Origin of the sequence: Acinetobacter sp. YH12140 (genome assembly GCF_013418475.1) — a bacterium.
In the GTDB taxonomy this organism is placed as follows: Bacteria; Pseudomonadota; Gammaproteobacteria; order Pseudomonadales; family Moraxellaceae; genus Acinetobacter; species Acinetobacter amyesii.
Genome location: NZ_VPBZ01000005.1, coordinates 385559 through 410401 on the forward strand (window position 1 = coordinate 385559; position 24843 = coordinate 410401).

Sequence of the window (24843 nt, forward strand, 5' to 3'; positions counted from 1 at the left end):
GACACTAAAAAGGGGCTAAATGCCCCTTTTTAGTACTCAATTATTGATGATTAGCTACTTCGGCCGAGCCGCAGGTTTCAGCTTAATTTGCATACTTTCTTTGATCACTTCCATCACAGGATAACTACGCGTTTCCTTGATACCAGGTAATTGCCAAAGCACCTGCCCTGAAATTTTTCTAAATTCTTCCATATTTGCGCAGCGTATTTTCACCACAAAATCAAAACCACCGCTGATCATGTGACATTCTACGATTTCTGGAATTTGACGCACTGCATCCGAAAAATCTTCCAATACGTTGGGCGTGGTTTTATCTAGTAAAATCTCCACAAAAACCACAAATCCATTGTTGAGTAAGACCGGATTTAAACGTGCTTCATAGCCTAAAATAAAGCCTTCCTTCGATAATTTTTGCACACGTGCCAACGCCGCAGTAGGTGATAAATTCACCATTTCTGCAAGCTTAATATTGGACAATTTTCCATCTTGTTGCAGCAGCTCTAAAATTCGAATATCTATACGGTCTAAGCTCAAATATTGGCTACTCATCTGAATTTTTCTCTAAATATTATTAAAACTATAGTGAGTTATTCGCTAAATATTCTGTGATGATAAATTAAATAAAGGATCAAGCTCAAGATTTATTTGCTCGTCATAGAACTTTGACACGGAAATTTGAAACATGAATGGAAAAGTATTTGAAGTCACGGGAAGCGATGACTACATCACCGAATTTAAAGACAAGAATAGCTTTGAACAATCGATTAATACAGCATGGCGTCGTGCTGAAACTGAGTGTATTGATAACTTATTAGCACACAGTGAAATCCCTTCCCCGATCAGCGATCAAATTCAACAATTGGCTTTTGACTTAGCCCACTCATTACGTGAACGTAAAAGCGGTACAGGTAAAGCAGGCATTGTACAAGGCTTGCTACAAGAGTTTTCATTGTCTTCACAGGAAGGCATCGCGCTCATGTGTTTAGCTGAAGCGCTACTCCGTATTCCAGACAAAGCAACACGTGATTTACTGATCAAAGATAAAATCAACCAAGGTAACTGGAAAGATCATGTTGGCCAAAGTAGCCTCATGTTCGTTAATGCTGCTGCTTGGGGATTAATGCTGACGGGCAAACTGATGGAAACCCCTCAACAAAAAAGTCTGTCTAGTCTATTGACGGGTATTTTAGCACGCAGTGGTCGTGGCATTATCCGTAAAGCTGTCGACGTGGCTATGCGTATGATGGGCGAACAGTTTGTCACAGGCGAGACCATCAATGAAGCGCTTAAACATGCAGAAGTATTAGAAGACAAAGGCTTCCGTTATTCATATGACATGTTAGGTGAAGCAGCATTAACTGAACCTGATGCTGAACGATATTATCAAGACTATACCGATGCGATCCACGCGATTGGTCAAGCTTCTGAAGGTAAGGATGTTTATAACGGAGCAGGCATTTCGATCAAATTATCTGCCCTACACCCGCGCTATCAACGTTCACAGATCGACCGTGTGCATAACGAACTTTATGGCAAAGTGCTTGAACTTGCAGTATTAGCCAAGCATTACAATATTGGTCTAAACATTGATGCTGAAGAAACTGACCGCCTAGAAATTTCTTTGGAACTACTTGAGCGCCTGTGTTTTGAGCCTAAATTAGCAGACTGGAAAGGTATTGGATTTGTGATTCAAGCCTACCAAAAACGCTGTTTCTATGTGGTCGACCATATTATTGACCTCGCTAAGCGTAGCCAAAAACGTTTAATGATCCGCTTAGTGAAAGGTGCATACTGGGACAGCGAAATTAAGAAAGCGCAAATTGAAGGTATGAGTGACTATCCTGTATTTACGCGCAAAGTTCATACCGACCTGTCTTATATTGCATGTGCTAAAAAACTTTTAGCAGCACCTGAGCAAATTTATCCTCAGTTTGCAACACACAATGCGCAAACCGTTGCTACGATCTACCAATTAGCACAGCCAGAGCTTTACTATCCAGGCCAGTATGAATTTCAGTGCCTTCACGGCATGGGTGAACCCCTCTATGAACAAGTGGTGGGTTCGAAGTCTGAAAACAAACTGGGTGTGCCTTGTCGTATTTATGCACCAGTGGGTAACCATGAAACCTTATTGGCCTATTTGGTTCGACGTTTACTGGAAAATGGTGCGAATACCTCTTTCGTCAACCGTATTGCAGATAAAAATTTAAAAATTGAAGATTTAATTGAAAATCCAAGACAGACGATATTAGCGACGGCTGAAAAAGAAGGTATCACTGGAGCGAAGCATCCTTCTATCCCTTTTCCGCAAGATTTGTATGGCACAGAACGTCGCAACTCAAAAGGACTCGATTTAGCCAATGATCGCGACTTATCTCAGCTCAATACCACGGCAGTACAGCATGCGCATACCCAATGGCATGCCAGTGCAATGGGTGCTAATTTAGATGAAATTCACACTGCACCCATCAACATTACGAACCCTGCAAACCGTAGTGATGTAGTCGGCACTGTCAGCGAAGCCAGTTTAGAACAAGCGGAAATCGCTCTCAATAATGCGGTAAATGCCCAAGCTTCATGGAAAACTTTAGCCAAAGACCAGCGTGCAGCATGCTTAAACCGTGCGGCGGATTTGATGGAAGCACAATTGCAATCTCTGATGGTATTATTGTCACGTGAAAGCGGTAAAACCTACGCCAATGCTATTGCTGAAGTCCGTGAAGCTGTAGATTTTCTACGTTATTATGCGGCTCAAATGATTGATCTAGCTGAAAATACGCAAATTGAACCCCTTGGTACTGTGCTGTGCATTAGCCCGTGGAACTTCCCGTTGGCTATTTTCACAGGTCAAATTGCTGCGGCCTTGGTTGCAGGTAATACCGTGATTGCCAAGCCTGCTGAACAAACACCGCTAATTGCTGCTCAAGCTGTACATATTTTATGGGAAGCAGGTGTTCCGTTTGATGTATTGCAACTCCTTCCTGGCCGTGGCGAAACCATTGGTGCCAAACTCAGCGCGGACTCACGTGTCCAAGGCATCATGTTTACAGGCTCAACGGAAGTCGCACGTATCTTGCAAAAAACCGTGGCACAGCGCTTAAACCAATTTGACGAGAGCGTGGTTTTGATTGCTGAAACTGGCGGTCAGAATGCCATGATTGTTGACTCATCAGCATTGACAGAACAAGTGGTATTGGATGTCGTTAACTCTGCCTATGACAGTGCAGGTCAACGCTGTTCTGCCCTACGTATTCTCTGTGTACAAGAAGATAATGTGGACGTTGTCCGTACCATGTTACAAGGTGCAATGAAGCAACTTCGTGTCGGAAATCCTGCACTTTTAGCAACTGACATTGGCCCAGTGATCGACCTTGAAGCACAGCAAAATATTGAAAAACATATTGAGAAGATGCGTAGCAAAGGCTATCCAGTACATCAAATCATGTTTAATGCTGATGACAATGCCTTAAGTACGGGAACTTTCGTTGCACCAACTTTGATTGAACTGCCAAATTTAAATGATTTAGAACGCGAAGTTTTTGGGCCAGTATTGCATTTAATCACCTACAAATATGGTGAGATTGAAAACCTATTAACACAAATTAATGCCAAAGGTTATGGTTTAACCATGGGCTTGCATACACGTATTGATGACACGATTCAAAAAGTCATCGGTCATGCAGAAGTCGGCAACCTGTACATTAACCGTAATATTGTAGGTGCTGTGGTTGGTGTACAACCCTTTGGCGGCGAAGGCTTATCAGGTACAGGTCCAAAAGCTGGCGGTCCTTTATATCTTTACCGTTTAATGCATCAAATTTCTGAGAAAAAATTGGCTACACCTTATGCGGCTCAGGCAGAAACACAAGCTGTACACTTCCCTGCATATGAAGCTTTTAACGCTTGGGCGAAGCAGCATTTTTCAGGCATTGCGATTCAAACACCACAGGCCATAGCCGCAGGACAAAGTTTTGAACTGCAAGGACCAACCGGTGAAAACAACCAATATGCCATTTTGGCACGTAAGGGTGTGCTTTCATTAGCTAATAATGATGCAGATCAACTGAATCAAATTGCTGCGATTTTATCGGTGGGTAGTCAACCCGTGGTACTTGCAGACAATACTTTTGTGTTGAAACACTTAAATAGCATGCCGAAAATCCTCGTGGACCAATTTAAAGTGATCACTGATCTTTATCATGGTAATTTTGATGCGGTTTTACATCATGGTGAAAAATCTGAGTTATTAAAAATTCAACAAGTCATCGCGTCTCGTGAAGGTGCAATTATTGGCATTACGCATTTAGCTTCAGGCCAATATGACATCCCTGTAGAGCGTTTCGTGATTGAGCGGGCAATCAGTGTCAATACTGCGGCAGCCGGTGGTAATGCCAGCTTAATGACGATGAATTAAACACTGAATTGAACTCCAACTAATCAGTTCCTCACTTAGCTCAATCTTTATGAATGTTCCATAAAGATTGAGCGTTTTTTTAACTACCCCTAGATAAATATTCTGTTTAGCGCATTCAGACTCATTTTCTCGACAGATAAATACAGCCAAAAGTGGAATTAATTTAGTCTTATAAGGTGAATTTTGCTAACATGACTTTTTTTAATATGTTTGCGATTTTTTACTGCATATGACTTCAACTTATCAGCAACAACTTGATGCCAAAGTTGCCCGCATTTCGGCTCAATTTTCAGAATATAACCCTCCCTCTTTAGAAGTTTTTCCTTCTGCTGAACAAAACTTTCGTATGCGAGCGGAATTCCGAATTTGGCATACTGAAAATGATATGTTCTATGCAATGTTTGAACGCAATGCAGACAATGAAAAACAAGTTGTCGAAATTAAAGATTTCCCGATTGCAGATAAAAGCATTAATGATTTAATGCCAATATTATTAAATGAACTCAAGGCGCAAGAGATCTTATCGAGCCGTTTATTTGAGGTTCATTTCTTAGCGACGCTGAAAGGTGAAATGCTGGTTTCATTGGTTTACCGCTGCCCGCTAAATGCTGAATGGGAAGTTGCTGCCAAAGCGCTGTCTGCAAAGCTCAATATCAAGATTTATGGTCGTAGTCGTGGTCAGCGCGTGATTTTGACTGATGACTATGTGATTGAAGAACTCCAAGTGTTTGACCGTAAATATCAGTACAAACAAATCGAAAGTAGCTTCACGCAGCCCAATGCCGGCGTATGTCAAAAAATGCTGGAATGGGCGTGTCAGGCTGCCGATCATTCAGACAAAGACTTACTTGAGCTCTACTGTGGTAATGGTAATTTCACGCTGCCTCTTTCAACACGCTTTAATCGCGTTTTGGCAACCGAATTAGCCAAGTCTTCAGTTTATGCCGCGCAGTGGAATATTGAGCAAAATGGCATTGATAATATCCAAGTGGCTCGTCTATCAGCTGAAGAGTTTACCCAAGCCTACAATGCTGAACGTACATTCCGCCGCCTTGAAGAAGCTGAAATTGAAATTTCAAGCTATAACTTCGATACGGTATTTGTCGATCCACCGCGTGCAGGTATCGATGATGAAACACTAAAACTGTTGCAACGTTTTGAACGCATTATCTATATTTCATGCAACCCAGATACTTTACATGACAATCTTAAACTGCTTTCACAAACGCATAAAATCAGTAAATTTGCCTTGTTTGATCAATTCCCTTATACACACCATGTAGAGTCTGGTGTGTTTCTTGAGAAGATTTAAACAAATTATTTCAAGACATGTTGTTGTCATAAAAGGAGCTTTCTAAAAGCTCCTTTTTTATATGCTAAAAAAGCTTTATTTTCTCGCCACATGCGGTGTAATGGATGCCTTTCTATATCAATTAGGCAAAGATTCTAAAAGTCCAATCGAAAAAATGATCATTCAACTGGCTAAAATATCACTTTAGTGGTCTTGCTTTATTTATTGGATTGGTTATATTTCGTCCTATGTTAGGTCGCAAATGAAGGCTCTATGAGTTTTTGGCATAAGTTGTTCGCTACAGAACAGCAAAACGGGCATAAGAATCAAATTGCCTGTGTTGAAAATGATTGCTCTTGTAAAACCAATGAACAGCTTATTGCTGCTCTTACAAAGGCAACGGATGAAGATGTTATCCTCGGCATTAAAAAAGTACTCGCTTCGCGCGGTTATAGCCGTAAGGAATTAAATGAAATCCAGCATCTACCTCTACAGTAGAGTCTGAACATTCAATGTTCAAACAAGGCATTCTGTTTTACAGAGTGCCTTTTTCATTTTTAGTCTAATCAAAAGTATGCCGCTTATTTACAGATCAGGTTTTGTGGATTGGCCACATCGCTATTTACAGCTTTTATGCTATGCTCCAAGGCAACTCAGTGATGTCTAATTTTTAAACACACAACAATAAAACCTAATATTGCACTAAATTAGAGGCAGATGACCTCTAAACAGCATTGATATAAAAACTAAAGGAATAAACATGAATAAATTAACAATTTGCCTAATCGCCTGCTGCATACTTAGTCTAAGTGCTTGTAGCCAAATTCCCAAAGAATGCGAAGAATCTTGGGACAAACTCGAAGCCTTATCGAAACAAATGGGCTTAAACGAAGAACAAATCAAAGAACAGAAAAAACAGTTTGAAGAAAGTATTAAAAAACAATCTAAAGAACAAGCCATTCAAATGTGCCAAACTCAAAGTACCTTTTTAGGTTTAGTCGGCAAATAAACAGTAGTTTCTATCAATCTAAACACTGTACAGATGAAACCCGATTATTCGGGCTTTTATTGTTTGCATTGAGATGTTATTGTATACGCTACAATTGGCCCTAAAGGTTTCAAACTTGAATCATGTCTATTCAATGCTTGAATATCTGCACTAGACACAGATCCATCTAAATACAAGGCATTGTTAATCGATAATTGCTGCTTAAAATATTGTGCAAATGCATAAAACGACACGCCTTCACGACTGATCACAAAATACAACTTCCCGTTCTTGATCCCCACGCCATTGCGGATTTTCAATGAATCTGACTGTGGGATAAAGTTTGGATTGATTTTTCCATCTACCACCAGCATTGGACCTGACTGCGTTGCATAACGTGCCTTAAAATCTGTGGAAGCATATTTTTGTGTAGTTAATATCACCGCTTGCTTGTCATTCCATGCCAGAACACCATTCGGCTGAATTAAAAAATTACCAAAGCCTCGTGTTGCACGATTCAAGGCTTTTTTCTGCAGCCCATTTTCAACGTAAAGACCAACAGGCGCTAAATCTGCATGATACATCCCGGCATTCATTGCGAAGTTCATCGTATTACACTTACGCGCTAATGACTGCTTTAAACGCTGTAGGTCTCGATATGGCTGCTGCTCTGCATCATATAAATAGAGCTCTAGTTTACTCAAATCCGAAATTTCAACCACATCCACTGCAATGGGCTGACTGACACGTTTCGCTTGAATATTGGCATAGGAAATACTCGGTGAGAAAATCAGACCGAGCAGTATCATAAAGCGCATTTTTTTAAACATTGAGGTTGATTGAACACCAAGCATGACCCTATCCATAGCGTGCGTTAAAAATCGAACAAATTTTAGCTAAATCATCGCTAAAATAGTCGATTAATTCACAGATTAAAAGTAGACTAATCTTTAAAAATAATTCGGATTTAAAGTAGGACTGGTAAATTCATGCACGTGCAGAAAGATGGTTTTCCTCTTGGAACACATCTTATTGTTAAACACTTCGGTTATAGCCATCATGGCATATATGCCGGCCGCGGTAGAGTCATTCACTACTCTGGTTTTGCACACCTTTTCAAAAAACATCCAATTGAAATGACTTCGATCGAAAAATTCAGCCACGGCAAAAAAATTATCGTTCAGTCATATAGCAATCCAAAATTTAAAGGTCGTAAAGTGGTGCGTCGTATGCGCTCTCGCATGCATGAAAACAACTATCATCTGATTATTAATAACTGTGAACACTTATGCACATGGGCTATTACCGGCGTTGAAAGTAGTCCTCAAGTGTTCCGTATGATGAACCGACTCACCACGATTGGCTATATCAGTTCTCTGATGAGTTTTATGAGCAGTATGATGCTGACCGTGACCACCACTTGCTTTGCACTGGTGTTCTATATCAAAAAGAAACTGCGCGAAAAAGCCAAAATGCAAATGCCGGTTTATACCTATCTAAAGCGTGAAGAACATAAAAATCGTTAATTCAATGCAGCAGCATTGAACCGTGGCTTTTTCAAATTTTAATACATCAGCACATTGCTTCGAGATCCTGTGCCAATACACAAGATTTTGCTTACCGCGTATCAGATGTCATGCTTAATTTTGGTCACTCTTCACATTGCTAAAAGTTCGCATTGCTAGAAGGTGGAAATTTATCTTCAACCAAATTGCTTTGCAGGCCATGTTCTAAATAAATTTTGGCTGCATCCAAAACCGTTGTAAAACCACCTGTACTATCGATAATAAAATCAATTAATGCCTGACCTTGCAGAGGAATCTTTGAATTTTTGATACGAACGTAGGTTTCCATCGGGCTAATCTGCTCAAAAATAAAATCGACTTGAGTTTTTGGTTCTCCCCACTGTATTTGAATTAATTTGTTTTCCTTAATACTCAGCACGTCTACATCGGCGACTGCATTATATTTCTGCCAAGTCCATTGCACGGTTTTACCTTCTTCTAGATAGCCACTCGATGCACTAAACCAAAAATGCTGTGTTATTAAGGGATCAACAAAAGCATTAAATACGATATTGATGGACTTACGAATTAACATCTGGGTTTCAATCACGACACTCATCAGCATTCCTACAGTATTTTAATTTTATTCAGTGATAGCACAGAGAACTGATCATTACCTACCACTGAATTGTTATTGCCCTATTCTGCTGTATGTTCTGAAATAAATGCTGATGTCACTAGCGTTGGATTTTTCTCTGCAAATTGCCCATTCCAATACGGATAGTATGGATAAGGTGGATACACTGCACTGACTACGTCTAATTGGGCTAACTGCTCTACGCTTAATGACCATTCCTTCGCCGCAAGGTTATCCAACAGTTGCTGTTCATTACGTGCGCCTATCAAAATACTAGACACAGTCGGTCTGGTTTTCAGCCAATTCAATGCAATCTGCGGGATAGAGTGCCCTGTTTCCATGGCAATTTCTTGCATTACATCTAACACTGCAAATAACTTTTCATGTCGAACTGGCGGTGCGAATTGTGCTGTTTCATGCAGCCGACTTTGCTTTGGAATCGCGTGCTCACGATCAAATTTTCCTGTTAATCTCCCCCAGCCCAGCGGACTCCAAACCACTGCACCAATCTGTTGATCATGCTGCGCAGGCATCAACTCCCATTCATAGTCACGTCCAATCAAAGAATAATAGACTTGATGCACACTTAGCTTTTCATAGCCCTGCTGTTGCGCAATCGACTGAGCTTTCATGAGCTGCCAGCCTGAAAAATTCGACGCACCGATATAGCGAACTTTTCCACTACCTACCAAGTCATCTAAACTGCGCATAAGCTGCTCAAGTGGCGTCGTGCTATCAAACTGATGTAGTTGCAGGACATCAATATAATCTGTGCCTAAACGCTTTAAACTCGCCTCCACGGCTTGAATTAAATAGCTTCTTGAATATCCACCTTGATTGATTCCATCGTTCAATCGGATACCCACTTTGGTGGAAATAATCACCTCTTGGCGTTTTGATTGAAGTAATGCACCGAGCATCTGCTCAGAGGCACCATTTGAATAAGCATCTGCGGTATCGAAATAATTCACGCCTTGATCAATACACAGATCAATCATCCGTTGGGCATCATTTAAGCTCGCTTGCCCCCATGCAGAGAATATTGGGCCTTGCCCGCCAAATGTACCTGCACCAAAGCCAAACTCTGATACTTGTAATCCAGATTGCCCTAGATTGTGATAGTTCATAGATATTTCCTGTGTTTGATTTATACACAGAATAGGCACAGATATTTATCAGAAAAACCCTGAATATCGAGAAAGACTTTCTTGATTATATTGATAATGCTAACTGAAGATTTCGACTTATTTACACGAATGGCGGCACTGGGTTCAATCAGTCAAGCCGCCAAAGAAGCCAATCTCTCTGTTTCTGTCGCTAGTAGCCGTCTACACAGACTTGAACAAAGTTTAGGGCTGCGCTTATTTCATCGCACTACACGGCAGCTACATTTAACACAGGAAGGTGCTGTTTTATTGCAGCAAGGTTTTCCCTTATTCGAACAATTTAATTCTCTCCTGAGCCAATTTCAGCCTGCACCACAACAACTCAGCGGCGTATTAAAAATCACATGTTCAGAAGTTTTTGGAAATCGTATTTTAGGGCCAGTATTTGCAGCCTTTGCCAATCTACACCCAACATTGACTTTGGATATTGAACAGACCGATCAAAATTTAGATTTGGTCTCCGCAGGTATCGACGTTGCGATACGTATTGGACAGTTAGAAGACTCATCACTGATTGCTAAACCGCTCAGCTTAAACCGTCGTATTTTGTGTGCCTCGCCTAGCTATATCGAACAACATGGCGAACCTCACTCCCTAGAAGAGCTCTCTATACACCAATGCATTTTACAGAAATACCCTAAGGGTGTTTCGCAGCTTTGGACATTCGTCCAAGATCAACACAGCATAAAAATACCCGTTTCAGGGCAATTTCATATCAACTCAGGCGAAGGCATACGCCAAGCAGCACTTGCAGGTTTAGGCATTTCGAACCACTCCATCTGGCATGTGGATGAAGATTTACAATCTGGCCAGCTCATCCAAGTTCTACCCAAGATCCCTGTTCAAAGTACTGCAATCTATGTGGTAATTCCGCATCGACATTTTGTACCACCTAAAGTACAGGCTTTTATGCGACACTTGGACGATTATTTTCAGCATCAATATGCTTGGTACGTATCGCCGAATTTATCTGAAAATTAGGCCAAGAATTTATCTTAAATTACTGTTAAAAGTCTTAATCAGCGGCGGAAGTTCAACTTCTAAGCTACTATACATTTCACGCTCAATGTTTCGTACAATCGAGTCCAGCGGTAAATCATTTTCCTGCAAGCCAAAAGGCTCTTCCAGTTCTGCACTTAACGCATCCAAACCCAAAAATAAATACGCAATCAAAGCCACAATGACAGGTGTCCATATCCCTAAACTGGCCTCTAGGCTAAATGGCAAAATCAGACAAAATGAATACACTGCGCGATGTAAAAGCACCGAATAGGAAAATGGTAATGGCGTGGTCATGATACGGTCACAGCCTGCATGGATATCACCCATCGCTACGGTATGACGTGTAAGCGTGCTGTAAATAATGTCTGTAATCTGACCTTGTTTATAGGTTTTGACTAAATCTTTTTGAATAATTTCAAGTAAATACTGTGGTGCGTTGATATTGTCTCGGCATTGCTGCCATTGCTGATCCGTCAAAGTTACGCCGTCTTTAAAATGTGCAATATCTTGTGATTCATAGCGTAAGCGATCACGTAACAAATTGCAAAACAGCATGATGCGGTACATCAACACGGTTCTTTGCTCATCATCAAGTACATGACTATCCCGAATCATGTGGCGTGTATTGGCAATCAATGAGCCCCAAAGCTTGCGACCTTCCCACCAACGGTCATAACAGGCAGTATTTCGAAAGCTCAAAAAAATCGACAGAATTACCCCAAAGATAGTAAACCCGATGGCTGGAACTTCGGGCGTATTCAGGTAGTGTGCAGCGCTAAGATACACCAAAATCGCCGACAAACTCACGACGACAGCCAACGCAGGCATGACTTTTGGGAGTATCGTGCCATGCCATGCAAATAAAAGTTTAAAGCTATTATTCTTATTTCGAATGATCACTTATTTCCCCTCTGTACTGCCTTAATGAACCATCTCAAGCATGAAAAAAGCCCAACCGAAGTTGAGCTTAATCTTAACCTACTTGATCTTAACCTATTGGGGATTCAAAGATGAATCCCTTTAAAAACTAAGATTTTATTTACCCGGTTTAAAACTGTCTTTCAAATCTAGGATGCGGTTAAACACTGGTTTTTCAGCTGTATGATCAAACTGATCTGCAACAAAGTAACCTTCACGTTCAAATTGGAAACGATCTTCAGGTTTTGCTTCTGCCAATGCAGGCTCAATGACCGCTTGAACCACTTTAAGTGATTCTGGATTTAAGTTTGCAAGGAAGTCATCACCCACTTCAGGGTCTGATTCAGTGAATAAACGGTCGTAGATACGAACTTCCGCAGCAATACCCTTGCTTGCAGAAACCCAATGTACAACACCTTTCACTTTACGGCCTTCAGGGTTTTTACCTAAAGTTTCAGGGTCGATTGAACATTTCAATTCAACCACTTCACCGTTCTCGTCTTTAATCACTTCATCGCACTTAATCACATACGCATGACGTAAACGCACTTCACCGCCCGGAATCAGACGTTTAAAGCCTTTAGGCGCAACTTCTTCAAAGTCTTTACGATCAATGTAAATGTCTTGAGTCAACGGAATGATACGGTCACCCATGTCAACGTTAGGATGACATGCATGCACCAAATCCATTGCTTCAGGCAAGTTAGTTAAAGTCACTTTGAGTGGATTCAACACTGCCATACCACGTGAAGCAGTATTTTCTAAAGACTGGCGAATACAGTATTCAAGCATTGCAACATCTACGATACTGCCATCGACTTTCGTTACACCCACACGTTTACAGAAGTCACGCAGACCTTCTGGGGTAAAGCCACGACGGCGCATACCCACAACGGTCGGCATACGCGGGTCATCCCAACCATTCACAAAACCACCTTCAACCAATTTACGTAATTTACGTTTAGAGGTAATGGTGTAATCTACATTTAGGCGGCTTGATTCATACTGATGTGGTACAGATGGTGATTTAACTTTCTCGACAACCCAGTCATAGAATGGACGGTGATCAACAAACTCTAGTGTACACAGTGAATGCGTAACCCCTTCAATGGCATCTGATAATGGATGCGCATAGTCGTACATTGGGTACATTTTCCATTTATCACCAGTTTGGTGATGTTCAGAATGCAAAATACGATACAAAATAGGATCACGCATATGGATGTTAGGTGAAGTCATATCAATTTTAGCACGTAGTACTGCCTGACCTTCTCCCAACTCACCATTACGCATTTGTTCAAAACGCGCTAAGTTTTCTTCTACGCTAGCATCACGTTGCGGCGAATTTTTACCCGGCTCCACAAAATTACCGCGGTTTAGTTTGATTTCTTCAGGGCTCTGCAAATCCACATAAGCATCACCTTGTTCAATCAATTGCACTGCCCAAGTGTAAAGCTGATCAAAATAGCTTGATGCATAACGTGGCTCGCCGTTCCACTCAAAACCTAGCCATTTCACGTCATTGGCAATACCGTCTACATACTCTTGCTCTTCGGCATCCGGGTTTGTATCGTCAAAACGGAGGTTACATAGACCTGCGAATTCTTGAGCAATACCAAAGTTTAGGCAAATAGCTTTTACATGACCAATATGTAGGTAGCCATTTGGCTCTGGTGGAAAACGTGTTACAACTTGTTCGGTACGACCTGCAGATAAATCATCTGTAATGACTTGACGTACAAAATCTAAGCCTGGCTGTTGTTCCTGCTGCGCAGCTTCGACAGGGGCATTGTTCTTGGTTGTCGGATTGTTAGGCAGGGATGAAACAACATCGTTTGGCTTCATGGTAATAAAATCACTTCTATAAAGATAAAATTAGGATAATTAAAACGCTTTTCTTTATTTTTAACAAAGAAAGTAACGTTTTTACTTGCCTTGTAGTTTACAGTTTGCTTATGCTTCTCACAACCAAAAAACCCATGGCTTTCATGTCCATGTACAGGAGATTACACAATGAGTTTTCCTCAAGTCGAATTAAACACCAATAAAGGTCGTATTGTTCTTGAGCTTAACACTGAAAAAGCACCTAAAACTGCTGAAAACTTCTTACAGTATGTTCGCGATGGTTTCTATGACGGCGTGATTTTCCACCGTGTTATTGATGGTTTCATGATCCAAGGCGGCGGCATGGATGAAAACTTCAAAGAAAAAACAACTCGTGATTCTATTGAAAACGAAGCTGACAACGGTTTAAGCAATGATGTTGGTACGATCGCTATGGCACGTACTCAAGCACCTCATTCTGCTTCAGCTCAATTCTTCATTAACGTTAAAAACAACTCCTTCCTTAACCACACTGGTAAAACAGCGCAAGGTTGGGGCTATGCAGTATTTGGTAAAGTAGTTGAAGGTCTTGACGTTGTTGACGCAATCAAAAGCGTTCGCACTGGTAACCGTGGCTACCACGCAGACGTTCCTCTAGAGAACGTTGTAATCGAATCAGCTAAAATCATTTCTGAATAATTTTTAAATCCTCCCTGAGTAGCATTGCTGCGCAAGTCCCTTTAATAACGGAGAGAGTTTCAATATGAAATAAATGTCGGAACTCCTCCCTTTTCTAAAGGGAGGCTGGGAGGGATTTTTAGAATAAGGAAAAGATTCGTGACCTATCTGTTTATCGCTGATTTACATTTGTCACCTGAACACCCTCGACTCGTTCGGGGGTTTTTAGCTTTGTTAGAACAATACAAAACTCAAAATACCCAGCTGTATATTTTAGGTGATTGGTTTAATGCTTGGATTGGTGATGACTTTACTGCTCCATGGTTAGATGAAATCATTGCAGCGCTAAAAGATTTTACTGCTTTGGGAAATCAAATTTATTTCCAAGTAGGTAATCGTGACTTTGCATTGGGTCAAAAGTTTTTAGATAAATTTCACGGTCAATTATTACAAGACGTGGATTATCTCCACGTTGGCAACTATAAAATTCGCCTCGAACATGGGGATTTACTTTGCACCGATGATATATCTTACCAAAAGTTTCGTAAAGTGATTCGTAATCCTTTGCTTTTAGGTTTCTTAAAAAGCTTACCGCTTAGCATTCGACAAAAAATAGCCAATGGATTCCGCAAAAAAAGTACAGAAACCAAGCAAGTTAAATCCTATGACATCATGGATGTAAATGCCGAAGCTGTAGAAAAAGCTTTAGAGCAAGCCGATCTACTGATTCATGGACATACCCACCGGCCCCAAATACATGATGTGCATGGCAAACTACGTATCGTTTTAGGGGACTGGCGCGCAGAACAAGCTCAAATATTAGAGGTTGGTGAAAACCCATCTGTGAGTGATTTAAAATTAAAAAAATGGTCTTACTAACCCTTAGGCTTTAGTTAAACCTGCCGTCATATTTGGTTAAAACAATACATCCAGATATCAAGACATAGCCTTTTACCGGACTATCTCAACAGATTATCAATTGAACTGCATCCTACATATAGCAGATCAACGTCATTTAAAATCAAAAAAAAACAAAGTTTAAACTTAAAAATAATTTCACGAGGAATTCACTATGGACTACTTTCATCCACAGTGAACATCTTCAGATATTAATTAAGCAGCAATGACAGGTTGCTTAACTGCTGGACTATTACCAATTTGCCATACATATGGTAGCGGCGTTTGATTAATCTCCCAATCACCAATGACTTTCTGTTTATAAATAAGTGGATTATGCGATGACACTACACGAGCATTACGCCAAAAGCGGTCTAACTGTTTAGTTGTCGAACTTGCTGAAGCGCCCAAGGCATTAAACAACTCACTACTCAAATTTAGTACCAACTCTGATATGACCACTTGCCCTTTAGAGGATTCAAGCTCCGCAAGGTCATTCGCTTGCTGATCCAACTGCGTATCAGACTGAAAATGACTTAAATATGCGACATCCAAAGCTTCTGCTGCACGAAGTGTAATTGCTTCAGCTGCATAAGACTGTGCCGACGCCTTACCAATCACTTGTAAAATTTGTGCATCATCTCGAACTAAATCAGCATTACCATGGCTGTAAATACGTGTGCGTTCACGGACTTCATTACTGAAAACGTCCACAGCATTTTGTGCTATACCTGCCAGCGTTGCCAAATGCACGACCTGATAGAACGCCGTTTGATATTTAAAGCGCTGATCGAACGGCAAAATATGATCACGATCAATGCTGACATCTTGAATATTCAGTGTGCCGCTGCCTGTGGTTTTTTGGCCAAAGCCATCCCAGTCATCGTATACTTGTATGCCAGCGTCATGTGTTGAAACTGCGGCTATAACATGTTGATTCGTTGTTTCATCTAAAGCGAATAGATCGATCCAATCTGCAAAGATTGTTCCGGTAGAATAGTATTTTTGACCATTGACCCTTAGCTGACCTTGCACATTTTCAGTAACTCGGGTAACAACATCTCCAATTTCAACTTTTCCGATTTCTGTCCAAGCATTACCGACCAAATCGCCTTGCAGAAAGCGCTTAAACCAAACTGTTTGATCTTGTGTTTTTTGCGCATTTAAACGGTCTTCTACAAAAGCAAAATGACCTCTTAATGCCTGTACAACATTAGAATCGGCCTTAGCCAATTCAATTAACAACTGAAACAACTGTTTTTGTGAAACCCCGTCACCGCCAAAAGCCACGGGTACACGGACCGCACCAAATCCAGCTTGTTTTAACCATGAAATTGCATCATACGGCAGTTTCCTATTTTGTTCCCGCGCCAAAGCGCCTTCTGCAATTCTCTGAAAAATCGGACGGAATTTAGCGGCCACTTGATCATAGTCAGCACCTAAAGATAAGGGCTGTTTATTATTTTGAATCGTCATAATCTTCTCCTCTTAACTCCAAGCATGGCGCGGCGGTGGTACATCATTTAAATAGTAGTTGCCTACAATATTCAGCTTCCAACGTACGGGATCGTGCAAAGTATGCGTGCGCGCATTACGCCAATGACGGTCTAAATTCAGCTCAGACAACGTTGATCGTGTGCCTGAGAGTTCAAATAGTTTATTCGCCGCAAGTAATGCAATTTCAGTCGTCAGGACCTTAGATTCTGCTGTTAGTAGTGTTGCCTCTGATACCGTTTCTTCTGTTGGGTTCTCTACGGCTCGGTCTATCGCTTCACCCGCCAAAGCCAACACTGCCTCTGCAGCTCGGAGTTTAATTTTCAACTCGCCGATGTTGGCAATCGTATACGGATCTTGCACCGCCTTTTCTAAGCCTGAATCAATCCAAGGACGTGCATGCTGGCGCACATATTGAATCGTTTCATTAATCGCACCGCGCGCAATACCAGCATCGACAGCAGATTGAATGAATTGAGAAATAGCGCCCGCAGCCGTTGGACGTTCAAAAGCTTGATGAATGGGTACAATGTGATTTAAATCCACTTTGACATTGTCCAACAGTACAGAACCGCTGACTGTCGTTCTTTGTCCAAAACCACTCCAGTCGTTAATAATGGTTAAACCCGGCGTATGCTGGGGTACTAAGGCTGCATAAGGTTTTCCATCATTCACTGCAACCACAGGTATCCAATGTGCAAGCAAAGCGCCTGTTGCAAAGAATTTTTGACCATTAATGAGCGCATGATCATCTTTAAACTCAATGGCTGTTGTTAAATCTGCAACTGTTTTGGAACCTTTTTCTGAAAATGCATTGCCAAAGCGTTTTCCTTGTAAGACTTGATCAAAGAAAAACTCTTGCTGTGATGGATTTGCATCCAAACGAATATGCTCGACAAAGGCCCAATGGTTTTGAGCAATTTGTCCTAGGGATGAGTCTGCACTAGAAATAATTTTGACCACTTCTGCAAGGGTTTTATAACTCACTCCTGCACCACCAAATTGACGGGGTACAGTAATGCCCCACAAACCTGATGCTGAATATTGCTGTACTTCCTGCAAAGGTAAGCGGCGTTCATGATCGCGTTTAGCTGATTCTTTTGTAAATTCCACAGCTAATTGTTCAGCAACATCGATAGCTTCTTGATCAGATCGAATAATATGCGCTAAACCGTTAGATTGATAGAAATCGCGCGGAATGTTTTGCGCCTCTTTTAATTTAATTTCAATTTTTGAAGTCATTCTTAAAATGCTCAGTTTAGATATTATTCAAATAAGCTAGCACTTTTTATTTTGATTATTTATAGAATTATCATCAAAACAAATCAGTTTTCATGACATGGAATTTACATTTTTAATTGTCAAACAAAATCTTTATAAGCCGTACCAAACAAAAAAAATATCTGCTTATCCATATGAATATATGAAATATTCAAAAATTATGATTAGCATTTATTCAGATTTGTTTTTGACTTTTTATTAATAAATGCAGCTGTATTTTTATATACCCTCTTATGCAAGAGATTAAATAACCCAGTAAAAAATCATGTCTAAAAATATTCGCTTCAATGCCTTTGAAATGAACTGTATTGCACATCAGTCACCCGGTCTATGGCGTCATCCATTAGACCGTTCTACAGAATACAAAGACCTAGAATATTGGACCGACTTAGCTAAAATTTTAGAACGCGGAAAATTTGATGGTGTCTTTATAGCAGATGTTTTGGGTATCTATGATGTCTATCATGGTTCTGCTGAACATGCGCTGACTGGCGCTGTCCAAGTACCTGTGAATGATCCTTTGCAAATTGTTCCAGCAATGGCAGCTGTCACCAAGCACTTAGGCTTTGGTGTCACGACTTCGATTTCATTTGAACATCCCTATCCTTTTGCACGACGTATGAGCACTTTAGATCACCTGACGAAAGGCCGTGCCGGATGGAATATTGTGACTTCATATCTAGAAAGCGGCTCTAAAAATTTAGGCCTAAAAACCCAAGTCAGTCATGACAACCGCTATGACATTGCAGATGAATACTTAGAAGTCCTCTATAAACTTTGGGAAGGCTCTTGGGAAGATGATGCCGTGCTGCGCGATAAACAAAATGGTATCTTTGCTGATCACCGCAAAGTGCATCCAATTCAACATGAAGGAAAATACTTTACTGTTCCTGGCATTCATATTTGCGAACCTTCACCCCAGCGTACACCGGTTTTATATCAAGCTGGCGCTTCAGCACGCGGACAACAGTTTGCTAGTCAAAATGCGGAATGTGTTTTCATCTCTGCACCAACTCAAATTGCTGTAAAAAAGCTGACAGATGGTATTCGTCATAATTTAGTGAAAGAAAGCAAAGATCCGAATTCTGTTCTGATCTATACCATGCTGGCCATAGTGGTTGATGAGACCGATGAAAAAGCCCAAGCAAAATTCTGTGAATATCAGCAATATAGCAGCTATGATGGTGGTTTGACGCTTGCTTCGGGCTGGTCAGGTGTCGACTTTTCGCAGTTTAAACCAACCGATCAAGTTGAATACATTCAGACCAATGCCATTCAATCCATGCTGCAATCTTATGTAGAAGCAGATCCTGATAAAATTTGGACGATTGAGGAAATTGCAAAATGGACCAGTATCGGCGGTAACGGCCCAGTCATTGTTGGCTCACCAACTACCGTGGCAGACCGCTTACAAGAGTGGATTGAGTACACTGGTATCGATGGCTTTAACTTAGCCTACATATTGGCGCATAAGAGTTTTGAAGATATTGTGGAATACGTGGTACCAGAATTACAACGTTGTGGTGTATATCAAACAGAATATGCTGACGGAACCTTGCGTGAAAAACTCTTCGGCCAAGGCGCGAAATTGCCCGACAACCACCGTGCGGCGCAATACCGATATAAAAACCAAGCTCAAGTTTTGAACAAGCATCAACACTTTGAAATGGCTTAAGCCGCTTTTTTTAGGCAAAAAAAAACAGCAGATGATCTGCTGTTTTTTGCTTTCAGGCTAAGCGATATAGCTGGTTTGGGCCAGTATAGAAGCTTTTACCATCTAGATTCAGGTTAAATGTCTCACCTGTTTCTAATTCAATCATTTGCCCAACATCAACCCAAATTAAACCAGCATTGGTATTTTGTTGACGTTTCAAAGGCACCAATTTCACATTAATTTCATCGCCATTTACAGCTTTGGCAGTTTGCCAAGTATTTAAAATATTCAAAAGATTTACTCAACATGTGAGCTTTTTGTGACAGAACAAAGAGATTAATCAATCGGGTTTGGAATAATAATTCTGTAGTTACAAAGATAAGATTCAAGTCAGAAGCTTGAATACAGATAAATCACAATCAGCTAAATAAAAAAGATAAGCAGGAACATTACCCGCTTCGAGTTAAGCAGAAGTATACAATATTGTGCTTTGATTAGCAAAAGTAGAGTTTACATATACTCTAAGCCACTACTTTTGCTAAAATTATTGAATTAAAATTTTAACCATCGAGTAAATTAATTACCCATACAGTGAATAATATAACGAAGGCTGTATCGCTTAGTAACCACCTTCTGTTTTCGTTACTGGGGTATCATTTTTGTATTTCGATAAAAGTTCACGTAACGAATTCATGAGCACACTGGTATCGACACCCACGGCAACAAATTCTGTGCCTAACTCGATATATTTCTGAGTCACATCATGTTGTGTCGACAAAATACCTGCAGCTTTACCCGCCTTACGTATGCGCTGAATCGCATCAATCACGGTTTTTTGTACTTCAGGATGATTCGGATTCCCTTGATAACCCATCGTCGCCGACAAATCTACTGCACCAATAAACACCCCATCGATGCCATCAATTTTCAATATTTCATCCAAGTTTTTAATCCCTTCAACCGACTCAATCTGAATCAGTAAACAGATATTTTCATGTGCATTTGCATAATAGTCAGCAATACTGTTCCAACGGGTTGCACGTGCTAATGCTGCACCAACACCTCTAATACCCTCGGGTGGATAACGTACTGCCTTAACCATAAGTTGAGCTTGTTCAACAGTTTCGACCATAGGGATGAGCAAGGTTTGCGCACCTATATCCAACAATTGTTTAATAAGTTGCACACTACCAATTGGAGGTCGAACCACAGCTTGCGAAGGATATGCTGCAATACTTTGCAATTGCGACAATGTCGTCCGCAAGTCACTTGGCGCATGCTCACCATCAATGAGCAACCAGTCATAACCTGCATTTGCAGCTATTTCAGTACCATAAGCATCGGCTAAACCGACCCACAAACCAATCTGCTGTTCGGTTTTTAATTTTTTCTTGAAATGATTGGTGTAATCCATCGCTGCTGTCTCATGCTTAAACTATGATTAACTACAATTGATTAAACGCCTTTTGGCAAAAACTACCAATAGCATTTATCTATCTTATGATTTTATATAACTCTAATTCGCACTTCATACAGCTTAAATCTGTTAATTTTTAGCCATTGAGTCCAGCATATACGACTAAGATCTATCTTTGGAAAATTTTCTCCTTAGACCATTTGGCCATTTATCCGCTAAACTACAGCAAACTATATCTGGAGATATTCGATGGATCTGTTAAACGTATCAAAACAACGCTATACCACGAAAGCATATAATCCTGCTAAAAAAATTCCACAGGAACAATTTGAGCGTTTATTACAAATACTCCGTTTAACACCATCTTCCATTAATATTCAGCCTTGGCATTTTTTTATTGCAGATCATGATGCAGCCAAACAACGCATTGCCAAAGCCTTAGTAGGAAAATATGCCTACAATGCCCCAAAAGTTTTAGATTCATCACATACGATTTTATTCTGTACTAAAGCAGACATCACTGCAGAGCATTTAGATAATCTTTTAAATCAGGATGATCGTAGTGGTCGCTTTAAAGATGACAAAGCAAAACAAGGTCAAAAAGACAGCCGTACAGGTTATGTCGATTATTATCGTAATGAAAAAGGTGATATTCAACGTTGGGCTGAAAATCAGACTTTTATTGCTTTAGGTCAAATGCTTTTGGCAGCAGGCATTGAAGGTGTGGATGCAACACCGATTGGTGGATTTGACGAAGCCATCATCACAGAAGAATTGGGCTTAGTTGAACAAAACTTGATTCCTTCTGTACTGATGACTTTAGGCTATCGTAGCGAAAATGATTTCAATGCGAAATTACCTAAATCACGTCTGAATGCTGAAGAAATTTTTACACATCTCTAGGCTTTTCATAAAACCGACGAAAGGGGCAATTTTGCCTCTTTTTTGTCATTTCGGGACTTATTATTTAAACAATTATCGAGTATATTCTGCTCAAAATATACTCAGGTTTCTCCCTATGCCTACAGCTATAAAATTACCCATGAAATTTCATTGCGAAGCGTGCAATACGGTTTATTTACAAAAATATGCGGGCGATATGCTCCATAGCTATCCAAACTGCCCAAACTGTAAACAACCGGGTCAGTTACAAGGCACCATTGAAACTCAAGATTTTCTGAAGCACCCTGTTGCTGTGGGTAAATGTTATTTTGAAAATACCTTACAACGTTTTCAACAACTCACACGTTAACTAAGCATCTAAAACTAAAAGCCCTCAATACGAGGGCTTTTTTAATAACGACATATTTAGTAACAATGTGAAAATATAATATTTATAAATTGGTCTGAACTTTGCTGAATAATTTGAATCAGAACAACAAATCAAGCAGAGGTGGGACATGTCATATTTACTACAAATGCCGATGAAGTTTGAATGCGGTCATTGCCATCAAATGTATCTGCATACTTATCAATATACTGATCATCACTGCCCTGAGTGTCCGAGTTGTCGAGATCAAGGACTGCTCATGGGCGTGGCTGAGTGGGATGATTTGCTACAACACCCGATCGTTTTTGCTAAAAGTTATCTTAGACAGACATGGCATATGCTAAGCAAACCACACTCATGATCCCTGCAATCAAACCAAAGACGGTTGCGACTCTCAATTTTTCTTTAAAGATGATGATGCCCGCAACCACGCCTAAAACCACGACCAGAATATTCATGCCAGCAAATACGATTGCAGGTGTGTCTTTAAGCAACATGTGGGCTTTCACATACAGTGCAATATTGGCAAAGTTTAAGAGACCTAAGCCCAATCCAGCGAGGATATTTTTGGTCTGCCCCAAACTGCCGTGCTGTACGATGTTATAAATACTCGAAAGTAAAAATGCACAAATAAACACCAGATTTAAAGTCACCGCAAACTGCATGCCCAAACCTGAGGCAAATTTTAATAGCACATCAATCAGTGCATAGCCTGCCCAAACGCTTAATAAAAATAAAATCCCCTGCTTTCCATCAATGCTTCCCTTGCGCTGTGAAAATAAAATCAGCAATACCGCAAGTACACCAAGTGCGATACCAATGAGCTTAATAGCATTAAAATATTCACTGAAAATAAAATAGGCTGCGCTAAGAGAAAGCACAACAGATAAACGCTGAGCCAATTCGGTTTTTAAAATACCCGCTGTTTGCAGTGAGCGTGCTAAGCAATAAAAAATCGTCGGTAGTAATACACCCAAAGCCGCAATTAAAACCCACGGCGTTTTATTAATCGAAATATGAGCTAGATCCGGCTTAAACCATAGAAAACATAAAATACTCGCAGATGCATAATTCCATGTGATCATTTGTGCAGGGTTAAAACCCCGATCACGACATAGTTTTAGAATTACTGAAACGAGAACACTGCAAATCGCGGCAGCAAAGATCAATTCCATGACACGCTCTTATTCTTGAGTTGTATTTAAAGCAATTTTTCTAAGTTCAAATCAAAGAAAAGCCCACTTAATTGTGGGCTTTTCTTCAAAAATAATCTATCTCAAGACAAATTATTTATAGTGACTCACCATTTTCTCTAAAGAAATTGGACGAATCTTGTCAGCATTACCCGCTGTACCAAATGCTTCATAACGATCGATACAAATTTGTTTCATTGCATCAACAGTTGCAGAGAAGAATTTACGTGGGTCAAATTCAGCTGGTTTTTCAGCCATCATACGGCGCATAGCACCTGTAGATGCAAGACGTAAGTCAGTATCGATGTTAATTTTACGAACACCGTGTTTGATTGCGTCTACAAGTTGGTCTACTGGAACACCATAAGTTTCACCGATGTTACCACCGAATTCATTAATTACAGCTAACCATTCTTGTGGCACAGAGCTTGAACCGTGCATTACAAGATGCGTATTTGGTAACGCAGCGTGAATTTCTTTAATACGGTCAATCGCTAAGATGTCACCTGTAGGTGGGCGAGTAAATTTGTACGCACCGTGTGAAGTACCCACTGCAATTGCAAGTGCGTCAACATTGGTATCAGCTACAAATGAACGCGCTTCTTCAACTGAAGTTAAAAGCTGAGAATGATCAAGTACGCCTTCAGCGCCTACACCATCTTCTTCACCAGCCATACCAGTTTCAAGGCTACCTAAACAACCGATTTCGCCTTCTACTGAAACGCCACACGCATGTGCCATTTGAACAGTACGACGAGTCACGTCTACGTTGTATTCGTATGAAGTTGGCGTTTTACCGTCTTCACCTAAAGAACCGTCCATCATCACTGATGAGAAGCCAAGTTGAATAGAACGTTGACATACATCAGGGCTAGTACCATGGTCTTGGTGCATAACCACAGGAATATGTGGCCATTCTTCGATTGCTGCCAAAATCAAATGACGCAAGAACGGAGCGCCTGCATACTTACGTGCACCCGCAGATGCTTGTACAATTACAGGTGAATTTGTTGCGTCTGCTGCAAGCATAATTGCACGCATTTGTTCTAAGTTGTTTACGTTGAATGCTGGTACGCCGTAAGCATGTTCGCCGGCGTGATCCAAGAGCTGGCGCAATGAAATAAGAGCCATAATATCCTCCCAGGTAATGCCGCATATTCTACATGCTCAATCATTTCAATTCAGCAACAAATAACACTATTTAAAAAAAAATC

The 24843-nt window shown here is 40.6% G+C and carries 23 protein-coding genes; 11 read left to right on the forward strand and 12 right to left on the reverse strand.

What is annotated here, in order from left to right; all coding sequences use genetic code 11:
* Positions 1 to 54: 54 nt before the first annotated feature.
* Positions 55 to 549 carry an Lrp/AsnC ligand binding domain-containing protein gene (locus FTU75_RS08930; protein WP_180034812.1) on the reverse strand — a complete coding sequence of 165 codons (495 nt, stop codon included), beginning with the start codon at positions 547 to 549 and terminating at the stop codon, positions 55 to 57.
* Positions 550 to 682: 133 nt separating this feature from the next.
* Here FTU75_RS08930 and putA point away from each other — a divergent pair, with 133 nt between their 5' ends.
* The 4 genes from putA to FTU75_RS08950 all read left to right on the forward strand — a co-directional run bounded on the left by putA (position 683) and on the right by FTU75_RS08950 (position 6714).
* On the forward strand, positions 683 to 4414 hold the full coding sequence (gene putA, locus FTU75_RS08935) for a trifunctional transcriptional regulator/proline dehydrogenase/L-glutamate gamma-semialdehyde dehydrogenase (RefSeq protein ID WP_180115758.1): 3732 nt from the start codon (positions 683 to 685) through the stop codon (positions 4412 to 4414).
* 229 nt (positions 4415 to 4643) lie between these two features.
* Positions 4644 to 5726 (forward strand): tRNA (uridine(54)-C5)-methyltransferase TrmA, encoded by a 1083-nt coding sequence (trmA, locus tag FTU75_RS08940; protein ID WP_180115759.1) that lies wholly within the window; start codon positions 4644 to 4646, stop codon positions 5724 to 5726.
* 252 nt (positions 5727 to 5978) lie between these two features.
* The gene (locus FTU75_RS08945; RefSeq protein WP_078193492.1) at positions 5979 to 6203 is read left to right on the forward strand and encodes a hypothetical protein; all 225 of its coding nucleotides are present in this window, start codon (positions 5979 to 5981) and stop codon (positions 6201 to 6203) included.
* A gap of 262 nt (positions 6204 to 6465) precedes the next feature.
* Complete coding sequence (locus FTU75_RS08950; RefSeq protein WP_111883726.1) at positions 6466 to 6714, forward strand: hypothetical protein; 249 nt, start codon at positions 6466 to 6468, stop codon at positions 6712 to 6714.
* Positions 6715 to 6770: 56 nt separating this feature from the next.
* Here FTU75_RS08950 and FTU75_RS08955 read toward each other — a convergent pair whose 3' ends face one another.
* A complete protein-coding gene (locus FTU75_RS08955) occupies positions 6771 to 7547 on the reverse strand; it encodes a phosphodiester glycosidase family protein (RefSeq protein ID WP_257223746.1) in 777 nt (258 codons plus the stop codon).
* Between the two features lie 135 nt (positions 7548 to 7682).
* Here FTU75_RS08955 and FTU75_RS08960 point away from each other — a divergent pair, with 135 nt between their 5' ends.
* Positions 7683 to 8219, forward strand: coding sequence for a lecithin retinol acyltransferase family protein (locus FTU75_RS08960; RefSeq protein WP_180115760.1), 537 nt, complete (start codon positions 7683 to 7685; stop codon positions 8217 to 8219).
* Between the two features lie 139 nt (positions 8220 to 8358).
* Here FTU75_RS08960 and FTU75_RS08965 read toward each other — a convergent pair whose 3' ends face one another.
* Positions 8359 to 8817, reverse strand: coding sequence for an SRPBCC domain-containing protein (locus FTU75_RS08965; protein ID WP_373685853.1), 459 nt, complete (start codon positions 8815 to 8817; stop codon positions 8359 to 8361).
* An 80-nt stretch (positions 8818 to 8897) separates the two neighbouring features.
* A complete protein-coding gene (locus tag FTU75_RS08970; protein WP_180115762.1) occupies positions 8898 to 9962 on the reverse strand; it encodes an aldo/keto reductase in 1065 nt (354 codons plus the stop codon).
* A gap of 96 nt (positions 9963 to 10058) precedes the next feature.
* Here FTU75_RS08970 and FTU75_RS08975 point away from each other — a divergent pair, with 96 nt between their 5' ends.
* Complete coding sequence (locus FTU75_RS08975; protein ID WP_180115763.1) at positions 10059 to 10982, forward strand: LysR family transcriptional regulator; 924 nt, start codon at positions 10059 to 10061, stop codon at positions 10980 to 10982.
* A gap of 9 nt (positions 10983 to 10991) precedes the next feature.
* Here FTU75_RS08975 and FTU75_RS08980 read toward each other — a convergent pair whose 3' ends face one another.
* Positions 10992 to 11903, reverse strand: coding sequence for a bestrophin family protein (locus FTU75_RS08980; RefSeq protein ID WP_180115764.1), 912 nt, complete (start codon positions 11901 to 11903; stop codon positions 10992 to 10994).
* A gap of 135 nt (positions 11904 to 12038) precedes the next feature.
* Positions 12039 to 13766 (reverse strand): glutamine--tRNA ligase/YqeY domain fusion protein, encoded by a 1728-nt coding sequence (locus FTU75_RS08985; protein WP_180115765.1) that lies wholly within the window; start codon positions 13764 to 13766, stop codon positions 12039 to 12041.
* 168 nt (positions 13767 to 13934) lie between these two features.
* Between FTU75_RS08985 and FTU75_RS08990 the strand changes: the two genes are divergently transcribed.
* Both FTU75_RS08990 and FTU75_RS08995 read left to right on the forward strand, forming a co-directional pair.
* Positions 13935 to 14444 (forward strand): peptidylprolyl isomerase, encoded by a 510-nt coding sequence (locus tag FTU75_RS08990; RefSeq protein WP_078193500.1) that lies wholly within the window; start codon positions 13935 to 13937, stop codon positions 14442 to 14444.
* A gap of 138 nt (positions 14445 to 14582) precedes the next feature.
* Positions 14583 to 15302, forward strand: a complete 720-nt coding sequence (locus FTU75_RS08995; protein WP_180115766.1) for a UDP-2,3-diacylglucosamine diphosphatase — start codon at positions 14583 to 14585, stop codon at positions 15300 to 15302.
* 234 nt (positions 15303 to 15536) lie between these two features.
* Here the strand turns inward: FTU75_RS08995 and FTU75_RS09000 are convergent, their stop codons facing one another.
* Both FTU75_RS09000 and FTU75_RS09005 read right to left on the reverse strand, forming a co-directional pair.
* Entirely contained in the window at positions 15537 to 16796 is a 1260-nt protein-coding gene (locus FTU75_RS09000; RefSeq protein WP_180115767.1) for a monooxygenase, read from the reverse strand.
* Positions 16797 to 16808: 12 nt separating this feature from the next.
* Entirely contained in the window at positions 16809 to 18056 is a 1248-nt protein-coding gene (locus tag FTU75_RS09005) for an SfnB family sulfur acquisition oxidoreductase (RefSeq protein WP_180115768.1), read from the reverse strand.
* Positions 18057 to 18360: 304 nt separating this feature from the next.
* On the opposite strand from FTU75_RS09005, the gene FTU75_RS09010 reads away from it, so the two are divergent.
* Positions 18361 to 19770: an LLM class flavin-dependent oxidoreductase gene (locus FTU75_RS09010; protein ID WP_180115769.1), complete on the forward strand. Its 1410-nt coding sequence runs from the start codon at positions 18361 to 18363 to the stop codon at positions 19768 to 19770.
* A gap of 52 nt (positions 19771 to 19822) precedes the next feature.
* Here FTU75_RS09010 and FTU75_RS09015 read toward each other — a convergent pair whose 3' ends face one another.
* Positions 19823 to 20041, reverse strand: coding sequence for a transposase (locus FTU75_RS09015; RefSeq protein ID WP_111883736.1), 219 nt, complete (start codon positions 20039 to 20041; stop codon positions 19823 to 19825).
* A 327-nt stretch (positions 20042 to 20368) separates the two neighbouring features.
* Positions 20369 to 21163, reverse strand: coding sequence for a 4-hydroxy-2-oxoheptanedioate aldolase (gene hpaI / locus FTU75_RS09020; protein ID WP_180094513.1), 795 nt, complete (start codon positions 21161 to 21163; stop codon positions 20369 to 20371).
* Positions 21164 to 21415: 252 nt separating this feature from the next.
* On the opposite strand from hpaI, the gene nfsB reads away from it, so the two are divergent.
* Both nfsB and FTU75_RS09030 read left to right on the forward strand, forming a co-directional pair.
* Positions 21416 to 22069 (forward strand): oxygen-insensitive NAD(P)H nitroreductase, encoded by a 654-nt coding sequence (gene nfsB / locus FTU75_RS09025; RefSeq protein ID WP_111883737.1) that lies wholly within the window; start codon positions 21416 to 21418, stop codon positions 22067 to 22069.
* Between the two features lie 115 nt (positions 22070 to 22184).
* Positions 22185 to 22418: a hypothetical protein gene (locus FTU75_RS09030; protein ID WP_078188692.1), complete on the forward strand. Its 234-nt coding sequence runs from the start codon at positions 22185 to 22187 to the stop codon at positions 22416 to 22418.
* A 338-nt stretch (positions 22419 to 22756) separates the two neighbouring features.
* Here the strand turns inward: FTU75_RS09030 and FTU75_RS09035 are convergent, their stop codons facing one another.
* Together FTU75_RS09035 and fba are read right to left on the reverse strand one after the other, a co-directional pair.
* Positions 22757 to 23611, reverse strand: a complete 855-nt coding sequence (locus tag FTU75_RS09035) for an EamA family transporter (protein WP_180115770.1) — start codon at positions 23609 to 23611, stop codon at positions 22757 to 22759.
* 111 nt (positions 23612 to 23722) lie between these two features.
* Positions 23723 to 24760 carry a class II fructose-bisphosphate aldolase gene (gene fba, locus FTU75_RS09040; protein WP_078193509.1) on the reverse strand — a complete coding sequence of 346 codons (1038 nt, stop codon included), beginning with the start codon at positions 24758 to 24760 and terminating at the stop codon, positions 23723 to 23725.
* Positions 24761 to 24843 lie beyond the last annotated feature (83 nt).